The following is a 15,290-nucleotide window of genomic DNA, read 5'->3' as shown; positions in this document are numbered from 1 at the left end:
GGCCACCGCACGACCGCACCCGACCCCGAAAGAGAAACCCCATGGCCCTGTGGCCCGTCTACACCGGAGCGTCGCAGCCGCACGACGGCATCACCCGGCTGCCCCCGCCACCGCCCTGGCGGGCCTTCGACGGCCGTCCCGTCCTGGACCCGCCCGCCGAGGACGACGACGCCGCGGCGGCCTCGCCCGACCGCACCCACCGCGCCCGGACCTACCGGGCCACCGAGGAGACCGTCCAGCTCGTCAACGCCGCGCTGTACCTGCGCCGTCCGCTGCTGGTCACCGGGCCGCCCGGCACCGGCAAGTCCTCGCTGGTCTACGCGGTCGCCCGGGAGCTGCGCCTCGGCCCGGTCCTCAGATGGAACATCACCAGCCGCTCCACCCTGCACGACGGCCTCTACCAGTACGACCCGCTGTCCCGGCTGTACGCGGCCCGGCAGGCGGCGGCCGGTCCGGACGGCAGGGGCACGGACGGCAGGGGCACGGACGGGGACGGCACGGGCGCCGGTGTGGAGGACCATCTGCGGCTCGGCCCGCTGGGCACCGCCCTGCTGCCCTACGCCCACCCCCGGGCCCTGCTCATCGACGAGATCGACAAGAGCGACCTGGACCTGCCCAACGACCTGCTGAACGTGCTGGAGGAGGGCCAGTACGAGATCCCCGAACTGGTGCGGGCCGCCCGTGACGCCCCGGGCGGCCGGGCCGAGGTGATGGCCGACGGCACCGGCCGGCGGGTGCCGGTGGAGCACGGCCGGGTCCGCTGCCGCGCCTTCCCCTTCGTCGTGCTGACCAGCAACGGGGAGCGGGAGTTCCCGCCCGCCTTCCTGCGCCGCTGCGTCACCCTGCGTCTGCGCCAGCCCGACGACCAGCACCTCGCCGACATCGTCCGCGCCCACCTGGGCGAGCCGGACGCCTACGCCCGGCAGCTCATCGACCGGTTCCTGTCCCGGGTGGGCAGCGGCGACCTCGCCACCGACCAGCTCCTCAACGCCATCTACCTGGCCCGTGCCTCCGGGCTGACCGCCGACTCCCTCGACGAGCTGGCCGAGCGGCTGATGCCGTACCTGGGCCAGTCCCCGCAGCCGCATGCCTTCTGACCCCGCCGGCCCGCCGGAACCCGTCGCCCGCCTGGCCGAGCTGCTCGGCCGGGCCGCCCCGGGCACCCGCCCGACCCCGCGCGAGCTGGCCGAACTGCTGTGGCTGGCCCGGCACATGGAGCCCGCCCCGGACGGCGCCGGTCCGCCCCGCCCCGCCTCCGGCCGGCCCCCGGGCACCCCCGTACCGCCCGCCGCGCCGCCGCCCCGCGCACCGGAGGAGGACGTCGGCGGGGCACGCGGCGAGCCGGCCGCGCCGCCCCCGGACCGGACCGGCCGTCCGGCCGCGCCCCGCGCCCCGCTGCGGCTGCCGCCGTCCCTGCCGACGGCGGCGGGGACGGCCGGGGCGGCGCCCGAGCCGCACACCGCCGTGCTGGCCCCGGCCCCGCCGATGCTGCCGCACCCGCTGGCCCTGCAACGCGCGCTGCGCCCGCTGCGCCGCCGGACCGACGCGCCCGCCGTCCGCGAGGTCGACGAGGCGGCCACCGCCGACCGCATCGCCCGGCTCGGCGCCGACCCCCGCTGGTGGCTGCCGGTGCTGCGCCCCGCGCGGGAGCGCTGGCTGCGGCTGCACCTGGTGCACGACGCCGGGCCGACGATGCCGGTCTGGCGCCCGCTGGTGCGCGAACTGCACACCGCGCTCGCCCAGTCCGGCGTCTTCCGCACCGTCACGCTGCACCGCGCCCTGCCCGACGGCACGGTGGCCGGCGACGGTGTGCACGCCCCCGCCGACGGCCGGACCGTCACCCTCCTGATCAGCGACTGCATGGGCCCGCAGTGGCGGGCCGGACCGGCCGGCACCCGCTGGTTCGCCACGCTGCGCCGCTGGGCGCGCCGGATGCCGCTGGCGGTGGTCCAGCCGCTCCCCGAGCACCTGTGGCGGGACACCGCGCTGCCCCCGGTCCCCGGCCTGCTCACCGCCCCCCACCGCGCCGCGCCCAGCGCCGTGCTCTCCTTCACCCCGTACGACAGCACCGAGGAGGAGCCACCCGCGGACACCGCGTACGTGCCGGTCCTGGAGCCGGGGCCGCAGTGGCTGGCCAACTGGGCGGCGCTGGTGGCCGGTCCGGGCGGCACCGGCCACCCCGGCGCGGCGGCGGCGGTGCTCGGCCCGCTGCCCGCCGACACCGACGACCGCACCGACGTGGCCCGGCTGCCCGCCGAGGAACTGGTCCTGCGGTTCCGGTCGGCGGCGTCCCCCGCGGCGTACCGGCTGGCCGGGCACCTCGCGCTGGGCCGGCCTGACCTGCCGGTGATGCGGCTGGTGCAGGCCGCCGTGGAACCCGAGCCGCGCCCCGCGCACCTGGCCGAGGTGATCCTCAGCGGCCTGCTCGCCTCCGTGCCGGGGCCGCCGGGCTCGTACGTGTGGCGGCCCGGGGTGCGCGAGCTGCTGCTGCGCGGGCTGCCGCGCTCCGCCCGCGCCCGCACCCACGACCTGCTGCTGCGCACCGGTGACCTGATCGAGGACCGGGCGGGCCGCTCCCCCGGCGAGTTCCACGCCCTGACACCCGCCCCGGACGGCACCGAGACCGGGCCGCGCGGCGAGGCCATCGCCGAGATCAGCGAGCGCGGCGCCCGGCGGCTGAGCGCCGCCCGTGTCGCGCCCCCGGCGCCCTCGGCGCGACGGCTCGGCGACCGGTACCGGCTGGTGCGGCGCCTCAACCCGGACGGCAAGGTGTGGCTCGCCGAGGACACCCGCACCCGCCGCACGGTGGCGGTCCGGCTGCACGAGCCCACCGCCGACCCGGCACGGCAGCGGGCGTTCCTGCGGGACGCGCGGCCCCTGCGGGAGATCGACCACCCCAACGTGGTGACCGTCCTCGACGCCGGCGTGGACGACGACACGCCCTACGTCGTCATGGAGCACCTCGACGGCATCGCCCTGAACACCCTCGCCCGCCCCTACGGCAACCGGCTGCCGGCCCCGTTGACCGTGGCCGTCGCGGCGCAGCTGGCCCGCGCGCTGACCGCCGTGCACGCGGCGGGCGCGGTGCACGGCGCGCTGGAGCCGTCCCGGGTGGTGCTGATGCCGGACGGGACGGTCCGGCTCAGCCTGTTCGCACCGGGCCGGGGCAGCTGGCCGGGCGCCAGGGACGCCCGCGCGGCGGACCTGCGCGCGCTGTGCGAGCTGGTGCTGCTGCTGGCGTCGGGCACCTCGCGGCTGACGATGCCCGTCGACCCCGGGCGGCTCGAACATCTCCCGCCGGTGCTGCGCGGGCCGTTCGCGCACGCCCTGGACCTGCTGATGTCCCCGTCGCCGCCCGCCCAGCTCCAGGGCCGGGACCTGCTCACCGACCCGGAGCTGGCCCGGCTGGCCCGGCAGGAGTACGACCAGCGGTTCTACTACGTCCTGGGGCCGCTGCGCGTGGAGGGGCCCCAGGGCTCCTCCGAGCCGGCGCCGGACGAGGCCGCGCTGCTCGCCATGCTGCTCCTCAAGCACGGCCGGACGCTCACCCACGAGGAGCTGCGGTACGGCCTGTGGGACCCGGCCGACGAGCCCCGGGACGCGCGTACGCGGCTGCGCCGGGCGGCCGAGCGGCTGGCGGCGGCGCTCGGCCCCGGGGTGCTGGCGACACCCTCGCACGGGTACGCGCTGCACACCGGCGCCGACGTCGTGGACGTGGTGCGCTGCGAGGAACTGGTCCGGCGGGCCGACGCGGCCGGGGCGGCGGGCGCGGAGGCCGAGGCGCGCGACCTGGTCGCCGAGGCGCTGGGGCTCTGGCGCGGCGGCCCCCCGCTGGCCGGGGTGCCCGGCCCCGCCGCCCGCACCGCGCGCCGGAACCTCCAGCAGCTCCGGCTCACCCTGCACGCCCGGCTCGCCGGACTGCACCTCGCCCTCGGCGACGCCGACCGGGCGGCCGGGGAGCTGGCCGGTCTGCTGGACGCCCACCCCTTCCACGACACCTTCCTGCGCCTGTACCTGATCGCGCTGCGCCGCCTGGGCCGCTTCGAGGAGGCCCTGGAGCGGTACGCCGAGTACGAGCTGTCCGGCGGCGACAACCCGGAGCTGCTGGCCCTCGGCCGGGAACTGCGCCAGGACCACGCCCCGCCGGCGGACGACCCGGGTCGGCCCTCCCCGCAGCACCCGGTGGACGGCTCGCCGGGGGCCGTCGTGGCCGCGCCGGACGAGTTCCCGGAGGGCTCGTTCCCGACCGAGGACGAGTGGTGGGCGGCCGGTGCCGGGCAGGGCAGGCGGCCCCCGCCGGAGGTGCCGGCCGGCTTCCCGCCGTTCGACCGGGAACGCCGGGAGGACCCGGATTCGGAGGAGGACGAGCCGGAGGAGCCCGAGGAGCCGGAGCCGGTCGCGTGGTCCCCCAGGGGAGGGGCGGCAGAAGGGCTGAAGGACGAGGACGAGGCGTACGGCACCGATCACCGCGCCTGGGTCCGCCTCGCCCTCGCCGACGGCCCGCGCGGCACCCGGGCGGACGCGGCGCTGACCGCGCTCGCCCGTGACCTGCTCGCGGACAGCGGTCTGGCCGGTGACGCGTACCGGCTGAGCGCCCCCGGCCCCGGCGAGGTGCTGGTGGCGCTGTCGCCCCGTGTTCCGGTCGCCGGACTGCTGCGGGCGGCCGTCGACCGGCTGCCCGGACGGCTGGCGCGGCTGGGCGGGCTGCGGCTGCGGGCCGAGTTCTGGCTGGTGGGGTTCCGGCCGGACGGCGGCGGGGAGCACGTCTTCCGGGCCGCCCCCGGGGCGGTGACCGCGGCCCTGGACGCCGCCCCGGCCCAGGCCGTCGTCGCCGTGTCCGACGCGCTGTACCACGGCGAGGTGGCCGACGAGGACTTCTTCTTCCCGCCGGGGACGTTCGGGCGGCTGGACGACGAGTCGGGCTGGTACCACCTGGTACCGGGCACCGCCCGCCCGGCCCCCGAGGGGCATCCGGCGCGCGGCCCGTTCCCGGTGCCGTCCGGCGGCTGGGTCCCGCCGGCCCGCGACGCCGCCGAGGCCGTCGTCCTGCTGCTGCCCGGCACGGCGGGCGGCGGCACCTTCCTCCCGGCGGACTCCGCCCGGGTCCGCACCGCCCCCGCCGCCGAACGGGCCGCCTGGCAGTACTACGAGGTCGACCTGCGCCCCCGGCACCTCGCCGTCGACGCGGTGGCCGGGGTCGCGGCGACCTGGCGGGTCGAGGACCCCGCGCGGGCCGCGGCGGGACCCGCCCCGGCGGCGCTGCTCACCGACGCCCTGCGGCACGCCCGCCGCACCGCGGCCGGTGACGGTCTCGGTGCCGCCCTGGCCCGCACCGGCGTCCCCGGCTACCACGTCGACTGGACCGTCCCGCCGCCCCTCGCCGCCGCCCGCCGCGCCCGCCCCGGCCCGGAGCCGCTGATCACCGGCGCCCGCTGTGTGCTGCTGGGCTTCGACGACGTGGTGGCCCGGCTGTACCGGCCGGGCGCGGAGCGCGAGGTGCTGCTGGACATCGCGCAGCTCGTCGCCGACGACCGGGCCCCCGAGGACGCGCCGGCCGGGGTCCCGCCGCCGCCGGGGACCGGTCTCCCGTCGGACGGCTACGCCGGGACACTGGACTTCGTCCGGGCGCTGGCCGGGCACCGGGTCGGCGCCGAGGTGCAGCGGCGGCTGGCCCGGCACGAGGAGCGGGCGGCCCGCACCGCGCGGGGCACCCCGTTCGCCGGCCCGCTGATCCGCGCCCTGCACCGGCGGGAGGTGCCGGTCGCCGTGGTGACCGACCGGGCGCCCGGCCCGGTCACCGGGTACCTGCGGCGGCACGGCCTGCTGGACCGGGTGACCGGCGGGGTGCACGGCCGGCAGGACGACCTCACCCGGCTCATGCCCGACCCGGACGTACTGCGCCGGGCGCTGGAGGCGGTCGACGCCGCGCCGGAAGAGTGCGTGCTGGTGGGAGCGTCGGCCGCCGAGCAGCGCGCCGCCCGCGCCGCCGGGCTGCCGTTCATCGGCTACTGGCGGTCCGAGCGGGTCCGGCGGGACCTGCGCGCCGCCGACCCCGACGTCCCCCTGGTGACCGACCTGCGTCCCCTGCTGACCGCCGCGGAGCAGCGGTGAGGGGATGCCGCCGCCGACGGGGCCCCGGCGCTCCGGACAGCCCGCGGGCCGTTCCCGGGAGGCCGGCCACCCGTTCGGCGGCGCCCCGCCCGGCCCCCTCCAGGAGGCGGCGGTCCGGGGGCCGCCCGCACGATGCGAGGGAGGCCGGCCGCCCGTCGGCCACGGTCCGTGCTCTCGGGAGGATCCGCCATGACCGCCACTCTGGAGCAGCTGCGCCGCTGCCATTTCGCCGTCGACCTGGGGGCCGCGCGGACCCGCGTCTACGTCAAGGGGGCGGGGCTGGTCGTCGACCAGCCGTCCGCCGCCGCCGTCAACACCCGCACCGGCGCGCTCATCGCGGTCGGTGAGTTCGCGGAGAAGATGACCGGCCGCACCCCCGGCTACATCCGCGTCGTACGGCCCGTCTCGGGCGGCACGGTCGTCGACATCGAGATGGCCCAGCGCATGCTGCGGCACCTGATCGGCGACAAGGTCCGCCGCACGCTGCGCCGCAAGCCCCGGCTGCGGGCCGCGGTCTGCACCCCGCACGACGCCGACCCGCTGGCCCAGCGCGCCGCGATCGAGACGATGGTCGGGCTCGGCGCCCGGCGGGTGGAGCTGGTCGACACGCTCATCGCCGCGGCGGTCGGCTGCGGACTGCCCGTGGAGCAGCCCGAGGCCACCATGATCATGGTGTGCGGGGCGCACGCCACGCAGGTCGCGGTGCTCTCCCTGGGCTCGATCGTGACCGCGGCCCGTATCCCGGTGGGCGGCGAGGCGGTCGACGCCGCGATCGTCCAGCACCTGCGTCACCAGCACGAACTGGTCCTGCCCAGCCAGTCCGTACGGCCCCTCCAGCTCGCCCTGTCCGGCAACGGGCTCACCGCCCACGGCCCGGCCTCCACCGAGATCCACGGCCGCGACGTGGCGACCGGTCTCGCCCGCAGCGTCCAGGTCGACACCGCCGCCGTGCGGAACGCCATCCAGACGCCGCTGACGGGTGTCCTCGACGGCATCGGCAGGGTGCTGCGGGACTGCCCGCCCGACCTGGTGGCCGACCTCGCCGACCGGGGCATCATGATGGTCGGCGGCAGCGCGCTGCTGCCCGGTTTCGACCAGATGCTGCGGCAGGCGACCGGCATGCCGGTGCACATCGCCGAACGCCCCGACATCTGCGCCGTCCAGGGCCTCGGCACCATGCTGGAGGGCAAGGTGGAGCCGGTGTCGCTGCAGCCCGCCGCCGACTGACCCCGGCGTGACCGGTCCCCCCTCCGGCTCCCGGCTCACCGCCCTCCTCGACGCCGTCCTGGCCCTCGGCACCGACCTCGACCCGTGCGGCACCCTGCGCCGCCTGGTGGCCGGCGCGGTGTCCCTGACCGGGGCGGCGTCGGCCGTGGTGCGCACGGTCCGGCCCGCGCCGGACGGCGCCACCGAGGTCCGGGCCGGCGCGGACCCCGCCGGCGCCGGGGACCGGCTGCGGGTGCCGGTGCGGGCCGGCGACGAGGAGTTCGGCGAACTGGTGCTGACCGGGCGGCCCGGCGGGCGGCCGTTCACCGTGGAGGACGAGCAGCTCGCGCGGGTCCTCGCCGAGCAGGCCGGGATCGCGCTGGGCAACGCCCGGCTGCACGAGGCGGCCCGGCAGCGGGAGCGCTGGATCGAGGGCACCGCGGCCGTCACCACCGCGCTGCTCGCCGGGGAGGACGCCGGTGCCGACGCCCTGACGACGGTCGCCGAACGGGCCCGGCGGCTCGCGGACGCCGCGGCCGGGGTCGTCCTCCGGCCGACCGGGGAGGGCGGCATGGAGATCGTGACCGTCTCCACGCCGGACGACCCGGCCGGGATCGTCGGCACGGCCATCGCACCGGACGCGCCGGTGCTGGCGCAGTTGCTGGGCGGGGAGCCGGTGTTCCTCGAGGACTCGGCGACCGACCCGCGGATGACGACCGGGGTACGGCACCGGTACGGGCCCAGCATGATGCTGCCGCTGGAGGCGGACGGCCGGCTGATCGGCACCCTCGCGCTGCCCCGCCGGCGCGGGGAGCGTCCGTACACCGACGTCGAACGGCAGCTCGCCGTCCCGTTCGCCGCGCAGGCCGCGCTGGCCCTCGTCCTGGCCGACGCGCACCGGGGCCGGGCCCGGCTCGCGGTCTATGAGGACCGGGACCGCATCGCCCGTGACCTGCACGATCTGGTGGTGCAGCGGCTCTTCGCCACCGGCATGATGCTGGAGTCCACCCGGCGCCGCACCGACGCAGAGGACGTCGGCGCGCTGCTGGACCGGGCGGTGGACGACCTGCGCTCGACCGTGCGGGAGGTGCGTACGGCGATCATCGCGCTGCGGCAGCCGCCCGCCGGCCCGCCGGCCGGCCTGCGGGCCCGGGTGCTCAGGGAGGCGGCGGGCGCCGCCGCGCACCTCGGCTCCCCGCCGTCCACGCACTTCGCGGGCCCGGTCGAGCACCGGGTGCCGGACGAGGTGGCTGACCGGCTGGTCGCCGCGGTGCGCGAGGCGCTGGCGGCGGCCCTGCGGCAGCCGGGCACCGACCGCGTCCGGATCGTCGTGGACGCGACGGCGACCGGCCCGGACGGCCGGGCGGCGGTCCGGCTGACGGTGGCCGACGACGGCACGGGGACGGCGTACACCTGGCAGGAGCCGCTGTGAGACCGGGGACGCCTCACATGCTCCGCGCGGCCGAGGAGTCGCGGCGCCTCAGACGGCGAACCAGGTACGCACCGTCGTGCCGTCCGGCCCGGTGTGCGTGCGGACCAGGTCGCAGACGAGGTTGACCAGGAGCAGGCCGCGACCGCCGCGCTGGTCGCGGGAGGCGGGCCGGCGGCCCGCCAGCGGGTCGGTGAGCCGGCCCCGGTCCCGGACCTCGCAGACCACGTACCCGTCCTCGGCCCACAGCCGCAGCACGCCCGCGCCGCCGCCGTGCACCACGGAGTTGGTGGTCAGCTCGGCCGTCACCAGGGCCAGGTCGTCGAGCCGGACCCCGCCGAGGCCGAGCCGGCCGGCCGCGCCGGTGGCGGCGTGCCGGGCGTCCGGCAGGGAGCCGGCCGCGAACGGGAAGGACAGCACGGGCGCGTCCGGCCCCGGCGGCAGCGGCGCGTTGTACCGGGCGACGACCCCGGCCGGGTCGTAGGCGGTGCTGGGCAGTTCCCCGGCGGAGCCGGCGGGGATGACGACGGGGTGGGTGGCGTGGGCGTCGGCGAGGACGCCGGCGTCCAGCCGCACGGCGTCGTAGGGGCAGAGGATGGTGACCGCCCGGCCCTCGAAGGCGTCGTTGATCAGCGCCTCGTGCTGGGCGCAGGCGGGGTACTCGGTGCCGCTGCGGCCGGCCCAGATGGGCTCGCCGATGATCCGTACCCGGCGGCCGGCGGGCTGGGCGTCGGCGAAGGCGCGCAGCACCCCGGGGATGATCCGGCCGGGGTTGCGTCCTGCCTCCCGCATGTCCAGCAGCCGCACCCGCTCGGCGTCGGCGCCGAGGGCGTCGCGGATCAGGGCGAGCCGCTCACCGGGGACGGCGACGGCGACGGGCTCGCCGCCGGCCAGTCCCTCGCGGACGAAGGGGACGGTGCCGGCCAGGTACTCGTCGTCGTCGCGGTAGAAGAGCGCGGGGTGCACGAAGGCGCCGGGCTCCGGACGGGAGCCCGTGAACGGTTCGGTCACGGTACTCATGACTTCGACACCTCGATCGCCGGCTGGTCGGGCCAGAACATCTCCAGCACCCGTCGCAGTGTCGCAGGCGGCCGGTGCAGCACCAACCGCCGCCCCTCGGGGAGGCGGCCCGCGGTGTCCGCCAGCACCCGCGCCCCGTCGACGTCGACGAAGCTCACGCCCGACATGTCCACATGCACGTCGCCGTCCACCCGCACCGCCTGTTCCAGCGCCCGCTGCCAGGTGCCCCGCGTCGCCAGTCCGATCTCGCCCGCCGCTCGTACGCCGTCGAGACCGGGCAGCGGGGACACCGTCAGTCCCGGCGCCGTACCGACGGCTGCGGACGATGCCTCGCCCTGAGTGCCCACCGTTGTCTCCCCTACTCCCGGACCAGGCACCCTACCCGTCCTTCCCCGGCCCCTTCACCTCGCCGGGTGTACTCACGCGGACGGGGGGCAGGCGCATCTGCGACACCGACGGGACGACGACACCGACAGGGAAGAGTGACCGAACAAGGCGGTGACATGACCTCAGCGGCACCACCGGGTCCGACGGACCGGCCGCCCGGCCTGGTCATCGAGTGCCGGGTGGAGGAGGAGCGGGCACTGCTCGTCCCGCGCGGCGACCTGGTCCAGGGCTGTGCGGAACTCCTGGCCGAGGCGCTCGCCGGGCTGCCACCCGGGATCGCCCGGATCGACGCGGACATGCGGCACGTGGTGTTCATGGACACGGCCGGGATGCGTTTCCTGGACCTGCTCAGCGGCTACGGCCAGCGGCAGTCGCTGGCGGTGGCCGCACGGCACTGGCGCGGCCAGCCCCGCCGGACGCTGGAGCTGACCGGCCTGGACCCCGACGATCCGCTGCGCGCCCCGGGGACGGAGCCGGAGCGGCTGCACGTCCTCCAGGAGGAAGTGGAGCAACTGCGGCAGGCGATCGCCTCGCGCCCGGTGATAGACCAGGCGCGGGGGGTGCTGATGGCGGTGCACGCGTGTACGCCGGACGCGGCGTGGGAGATCCTGCGGGAGGCGTCCCAGCTGTCCAACACCAAGCTGCGCGCGGTCGCCGAGGCGGTCACCGCCGGCGCCTCGGGCGACGGCCCGGCCCCGCCGCCCGAGGTGCGCGCGGCGCTGCGCGCGGCCCTGGTCCGGCACGGCCGCTGAGCCGCGGATGCCCCGGCCCGGGGCGGGTACCCGGCCTCACGTTCCTCCCCTCCCCCACAGTTCTTCTCTCCCCCCACAGGAGCCACCATGACGTCACCGGACCAGCCGACCCCGTCCCAGGCCGAGGGCGAACGCGACGACGAGCCGGACACCTCCGGCCGTCCGTCCCCGCCGCGGCCGCCCCCCTCCCAGGCGGAGGGCGAACGCGACGACGACCGCGACGTGGAGGAGCCCGGCTCGCTCTGAGTCCCGTCGGGGGCGGTGGTCAGCCCCTGGCGCCGCCGAGCAGGCCGGCGGGGAGCAGCGACTGCGGAGAGGTGGCCGGGTTGCCGATCTCCAGCGAGCCGAGCAGCCCGTCCAGCAGCGGCGCGACGGGCACCGGACCGGCCGGGCCCGGGGCGGGCGCGGCCTGGGCGGCGGGAGCGGCCGTCACGAGGGCGGTGGCGGCCAGCAGGGATGCGCAGAGCAGTTTCTTCGTCATGCCCGGCCCAACGACCGTCCGGGCCCGGCAGCCGTCCGGCAAGCGGGTGACCCGCGTCAGGAGTGGCCGTGCCGACGCCCGAGGGTGTCCACCGGTCCGGCGCCGGGCCGGGTCCACTGCGGTACGGGACGGCTGGTCGGCCCCCAGGTGGCGGCGCCGTCCGCGTCCGTCCGCCAGCTCCAGCACGCCTCGCGCCCGGCGGGCCGGCCCGCCGGGTGGTCCTCCCATGCCTCGCCGCGCCCGTGGGGCGTCATGTCGAGCAGGCCTAGGGACCCGTTGACCCGCTCGTTGCCGCGTCCGGTGGTGGCGTAGGTGAGGAACGTACGGTCGCCGTCCCGCAGGTAACAGGTCAGGTACCCCATGTCTCCCCCCACGGGCTCCGGCGCGTCACGCACCGAGTACCAGGGCTGCCGGTAGCCCATGAACGCGACGTACGCCGCGACCTCCGGCCACTCCCCCGTGGTCAGGACGGCGAACGACACCCCTCGGGCGTGGAGGTGGACGGCGTCCCTCAGGTGCCAGGCCGTGGTGGTGCACCCCTCGCACTGTCCCTGGTGCGGGGCGCCGTCGTACCACATGTGCTTGTACACGACGAGTGCCTCGCGCCCCTGGAACAGCTCCAGGAACGGCACGGGTCCGTCGGGGCCGACGACCCGCGCCGTCCCGTCGAACTCCACCCTCGGCAGCCGGCGCCGTGCCGCGGCGATGGCGTCGCCCTCCCGGGTGTGCGCCTTCTCCCGGACCAGCAGGGCCTCCCGGGCGGTCCGCCACTCGGCGATCCCGACGACGGGCGGCCGTCCGCCCGGCGGGGTGGCGGGGGCTGCCGCGGCTCGCTGGTCATGGTGTCCTCCGTGATGTTCGCGTACCGGCGGTCACCACGGCGGACTCCCGCCGCGGGCGGAACTCGTCGCGAGGCCCGGGCAGCGGCGCGGCCGGGTGGTCACGGCGGCGGTCCGCCGGGCCGGGTGGCCCGGCGGACCGGCCGCTGCCCGTGCCGGTTCAGGACCCCTTCGTGACGCGCACCTCACCGGATTCGGTGCGGTAGGCGAAGGCCCAGGCCGAGGTGGTGCCGGCCGTGTAGGAGTAGGCGGTCGGATCGGACGCCGGGACGTCCGTGCCGATCCGCGTCGACGCCTGCCAGGTGCCGAAGTCGCCCTGGACGGCCTCGCGGGACCCGCGGATCGTGCCGTCCTCGGCCCGCGCGAGCACCTGCGTGTATCCGCTGGCCGGGTCCACCACGGCGGACGGGGCGCCGGCCGCGGTCAGGTCGGCGACCTTCGTCCAGGTGGCCGGGAAGACGGCGTTCTCCTCCGTCTGGACCGCCGACAGCACCGCGCCGTCGGCGCCGCGGGCGTAGACGCCCAGCCGGTGGCCGGGGTACACGACGACCGACGGGGCACCGGTCACCCCGCTGTCGCCCACGGTCGTCCAGGTGCCGAGGGTGCCGTCGGCGAAGGCGGCGGTGCGCAGCCGGCCGTCGGTGCCGGTGCCGAAGAGCTGGATGCCGTCGCGGACGGTGACCGCGGTCAGCGGCCCGGCGAAGCCGTCACCGGTGAGCCGTACCCAGCCCATGAAGTCGACGTTGGCCCGCTGCTGCTGCCGGTACCAGGGGTGTCCCTCGGCGTCGACGCCGAACTCGGCCAGGACGCCGGCCGGGGTCCGGCCGAGGACGGGGTGGCCGGCCATGGAACCGGCCAGGCCGATCCAGGACCCCCAGGTGTCGTCGGCGGCGGCGCGGCGGCGCCACCGGGTCTGGCTGTCCGGGGTCTGCGCGCTCAGCGCGATCCGGCCGTCGGGCTGCTCGGCGAGCTGGGGCTGCCCGGTGAGGACCTCGTTCGCGGCGCCGGTGGTCCAGCGCAGGGTGCCGGGGTCGGCCGGGTCGGTCTGGCGGCCGGTCAGCAGGCGGCCGTCGGCGTCGGTGGCGGCGTAGACGAGTTCACCGGCCGAGGTCTGCAGGACGTCCGGTCCGGTGGTGCGGTCGGCGTCGACGGCCGGGGCGTCCGGGGTCCAGTCGGACCGCAGGCGGCAGACGTCGGGGCCGCCGCTGACGCTGGTGTAGCCGGACCAGTGGGTGCCGGAGCCGATCAGCTTGTTCCAGGTGGTGCCGAAGACGCCGGTGGACTCGTTGTAGCGGTAGTGCCGGACGTCGCCGCCCGTGTTGACCCGGACGATGGTGTCGCCGCCGAAGGAGGTGATCTCCTTGGTGGCCCGCCAGTCGGAGGTGCTCACGGTCTTCTGCCGCTCGATCCACCGCTGGCTGTCGAAGTCGTAGCGGGAGCGCACCAGGTGGCCGGTGGCCGAGTCGATGCCGAAGACGACGCCGTCGTCGGCGGCGAACACATGGGTGTACGCGGCCCAGCCGGAGTCGATCTTCTTGTTGCCCTGCGGGTCCCAGGCCGCCGCGGTCCGGTCGTACTTCTGGAACCGCAGGTCGCCACCGCCGTCGACGTACCAGATGTGCCCGGTCCGGTCGACGCTGATCTTGTTGTGGTTGGCGGCCGACGCGTAGGTGCCCAGGTCGGTGCTGATCTTCTGGTGGTGGACGTCCCAGGTGCCGGTGGAGGAGACCCGGTGGCTGAGGTAGACGCCGTCGCTCTTGATGCCGTAGAAGGTGGCGCCGGGTCCGGCCAGCATCCGGCCGTACTGGTCCCAGCCGGTGTCGATGGTGCTGGACTCCGGCACGGCCGCGGTGCCGCCGTCGGGGTCGTCGACGTTGCGGCGCAGCAGGCTGCCGGTCGTGGTCGTCGAGTACAGGGCGCCCTGCGTGGAGCAGGTCGGGCCGGCGTTGACCCCGATCCAGTTGCGCAGCTTGTCGGTACGGGTGGCGAGGGCGCCGGTTCGGGTCTCGGCGGGGTCGGCGCCGAAGCAGCCGCCCTGCCAGGAACGGCTGGTGACGGCGACGAGCTGCGGGGTGCCGTTCACCTCGCGGAAGAGCGGGCCGCCGGCGTCACCGGCGCAGACCGCGGCGCCGTCCTTGCCGCTCACCGACACCTGGGAGGCGGACGCCGAGTCCACGGTGAAGGTCCCCGAGTGCAGCCGCAGCGGCGCCCACTCGTCCTTCGTACGGCCGTAGCCCGCGCCGCGCAGGGCCTCCCCGGCGGCGGGGGCGGTGGTGCCGAGGGCGACCGGGGTGACGCCGGTGACGGGGGTCGCCAGCTCGGCCAGGACCAGGTCCTGGTCCGGGTGCGGCACCAGGCGGACGACCTGGCGGACCTGGCCGGTGGTGCCGGTCAGGTCGGTGCGGCCGACGGTGGCGGTGGTGGGGAGCGCGGGGGCGCCGGCCGGTACGGACGCGGGGTCGGCGGCGAAGCAACTGGCCGCCGTCAGCAGCCAGTCGGTGTACACGAGCGTCGCCGAGCAGGCCCGCTTGGCGTCACCGGTGCCGATGTCGAGCTTCGCGGTGAAGGCGTAGGCGTTGTCGGCGGCCGGGGAGCCGGCGAGGGCGACGGCGGGCGGCGCGGTCAGCGCGCCGGCCGCGACACCGGTGGTCAGCAGGAGGGCGGTGAGGCCCACGTGGGCACGTCTGAGGGGCATCTGTCATTTCCTTGGTGGGAGCCGGACGGCAGGCGGAACGGGGCGGGGTGGGCGCCTACCGCGCGTGGTCGAACGTCTCCACGGTGTGCCCCGGAGCCTCCTGGGCCGCCGGCGCGGCCCCCACCGACCTCGCCGGCGGCACGGCACGTTCCTTCATCGCGTTCCCCTTCGCCTTCATATGGATACGGGCATGAAGGCGAACCGGATACCACGCGCCCCCCACACCCGGCAGCCGAATAGTAACCACAGGGGCGGATAAGCACAGCGGAAAAATACCGTCCCTGATCGCCCCGGAATTCCCTGCCGGGAATCACCCAGAAAACCCCATAGGGTTCACACAGACACCTCGAACCCGCACGTCAAACGGGGC

At 77.0% G+C, this 15,290-nt stretch carries 11 protein-coding genes; 6 read left to right on the top strand and 5 right to left on the bottom strand.

All coding sequences use genetic code 11. From position 1 onward, the window contains the following. The first annotated feature begins 41 nt into the window (after positions 1 to 41). From Sdagh_RS30395 to Sdagh_RS30380, 4 genes are all read left to right on the top strand, one after another. Positions 42 to 1,097 carry an AAA family ATPase gene (locus Sdagh_RS30395; RefSeq protein WP_190077599.1) on the top strand — a complete coding sequence of 352 codons (1,056 nt, stop codon included), beginning with the start codon at positions 42 to 44 and terminating at the stop codon, positions 1,095 to 1,097. After that, a complete protein-coding gene (locus tag Sdagh_RS30390) occupies positions 1,087 to 6,111 on the top strand; it encodes an SAV_2336 N-terminal domain-related protein (RefSeq protein WP_190077598.1) in 5,025 nt (1,674 codons plus the stop codon). Before Sdagh_RS30395 ends, Sdagh_RS30390 begins: the two co-directional genes overlap by 11 nt. Before the next feature lie 189 nt (positions 6,112 to 6,300). After that, positions 6,301 to 7,338 (top strand): rod shape-determining protein, encoded by a 1,038-nt coding sequence (locus tag Sdagh_RS30385; RefSeq protein ID WP_189412933.1) that lies wholly within the window; start codon positions 6,301 to 6,303, stop codon positions 7,336 to 7,338. Between the two features lie 7 nt (positions 7,339 to 7,345). Then, the gene (locus Sdagh_RS30380) at positions 7,346 to 8,749 is read left to right on the top strand and encodes a GAF domain-containing protein (protein WP_190007899.1); all 1,404 of its coding nucleotides are present in this window, start codon (positions 7,346 to 7,348) and stop codon (positions 8,747 to 8,749) included. A 48-nt stretch (positions 8,750 to 8,797) separates the two neighbouring features. Here Sdagh_RS30380 and Sdagh_RS30375 read toward each other — a convergent pair whose 3' ends face one another. Both Sdagh_RS30375 and Sdagh_RS30370 read right to left on the bottom strand, forming a co-directional pair. Beyond that, positions 8,798 to 9,766 (bottom strand): anti-sigma factor RsbA family regulatory protein, encoded by a 969-nt coding sequence (locus tag Sdagh_RS30375; RefSeq protein ID WP_190077597.1) that lies wholly within the window; start codon positions 9,764 to 9,766, stop codon positions 8,798 to 8,800. Next, the gene (locus Sdagh_RS30370; RefSeq protein ID WP_190077596.1) at positions 9,763 to 10,113 is read right to left on the bottom strand and encodes an STAS domain-containing protein; all 351 of its coding nucleotides are present in this window, start codon (positions 10,111 to 10,113) and stop codon (positions 9,763 to 9,765) included. The genes Sdagh_RS30375 and Sdagh_RS30370 overlap by 4 nt, the downstream gene beginning before the upstream one ends. A 156-nt stretch (positions 10,114 to 10,269) precedes the next feature. Between Sdagh_RS30370 and Sdagh_RS30365 the strand changes: the two genes are divergently transcribed. Together Sdagh_RS30365 and Sdagh_RS30360 are read left to right on the top strand one after the other, a co-directional pair. Beyond that, positions 10,270 to 10,905: an ANTAR domain-containing response regulator gene (locus tag Sdagh_RS30365; protein ID WP_189412926.1), complete on the top strand. Its 636-nt coding sequence runs from the start codon at positions 10,270 to 10,272 to the stop codon at positions 10,903 to 10,905. Positions 10,906 to 10,992: 87 nt separating this feature from the next. Next, positions 10,993 to 11,151, top strand: a complete 159-nt coding sequence (locus Sdagh_RS30360) for a hypothetical protein (protein ID WP_190077595.1) — start codon at positions 10,993 to 10,995, stop codon at positions 11,149 to 11,151. Between the two features lie 19 nt (positions 11,152 to 11,170). On the opposite strand, the gene Sdagh_RS30355 is transcribed toward Sdagh_RS30360, so the two are convergent. From Sdagh_RS30355 to Sdagh_RS30345, 3 genes are all read right to left on the bottom strand, one after another. After that, positions 11,171 to 11,386 carry a hypothetical protein gene (locus Sdagh_RS30355; RefSeq protein WP_190007895.1) on the bottom strand — a complete coding sequence of 72 codons (216 nt, stop codon included), beginning with the start codon at positions 11,384 to 11,386 and terminating at the stop codon, positions 11,171 to 11,173. Between the two features lie 56 nt (positions 11,387 to 11,442). Next, the gene (locus tag Sdagh_RS30350) at positions 11,443 to 12,165 is read right to left on the bottom strand and encodes a DUF899 family protein (RefSeq protein WP_190077655.1); all 723 of its coding nucleotides are present in this window, start codon (positions 12,163 to 12,165) and stop codon (positions 11,443 to 11,445) included. Between the two features lie 220 nt (positions 12,166 to 12,385). Continuing rightward, positions 12,386 to 14,920, bottom strand: a complete 2,535-nt coding sequence (locus Sdagh_RS30345; protein WP_190077594.1) for a tachylectin-related carbohydrate-binding protein — start codon at positions 14,918 to 14,920, stop codon at positions 12,386 to 12,388. Between the last annotated feature and the right edge of the window lie 370 nt (positions 14,921 to 15,290).

The organism is Streptomyces daghestanicus, assembly GCF_020521275.1.
Taxonomy (GTDB): Bacteria; Actinomycetota; Actinomycetes; order Streptomycetales; family Streptomycetaceae; genus Streptomyces; species Streptomyces griseoviridis.
The sequence above is the reverse complement of the archived record's forward strand: the minus strand, read 5'-3'. Positions and strand labels throughout refer to the sequence as shown.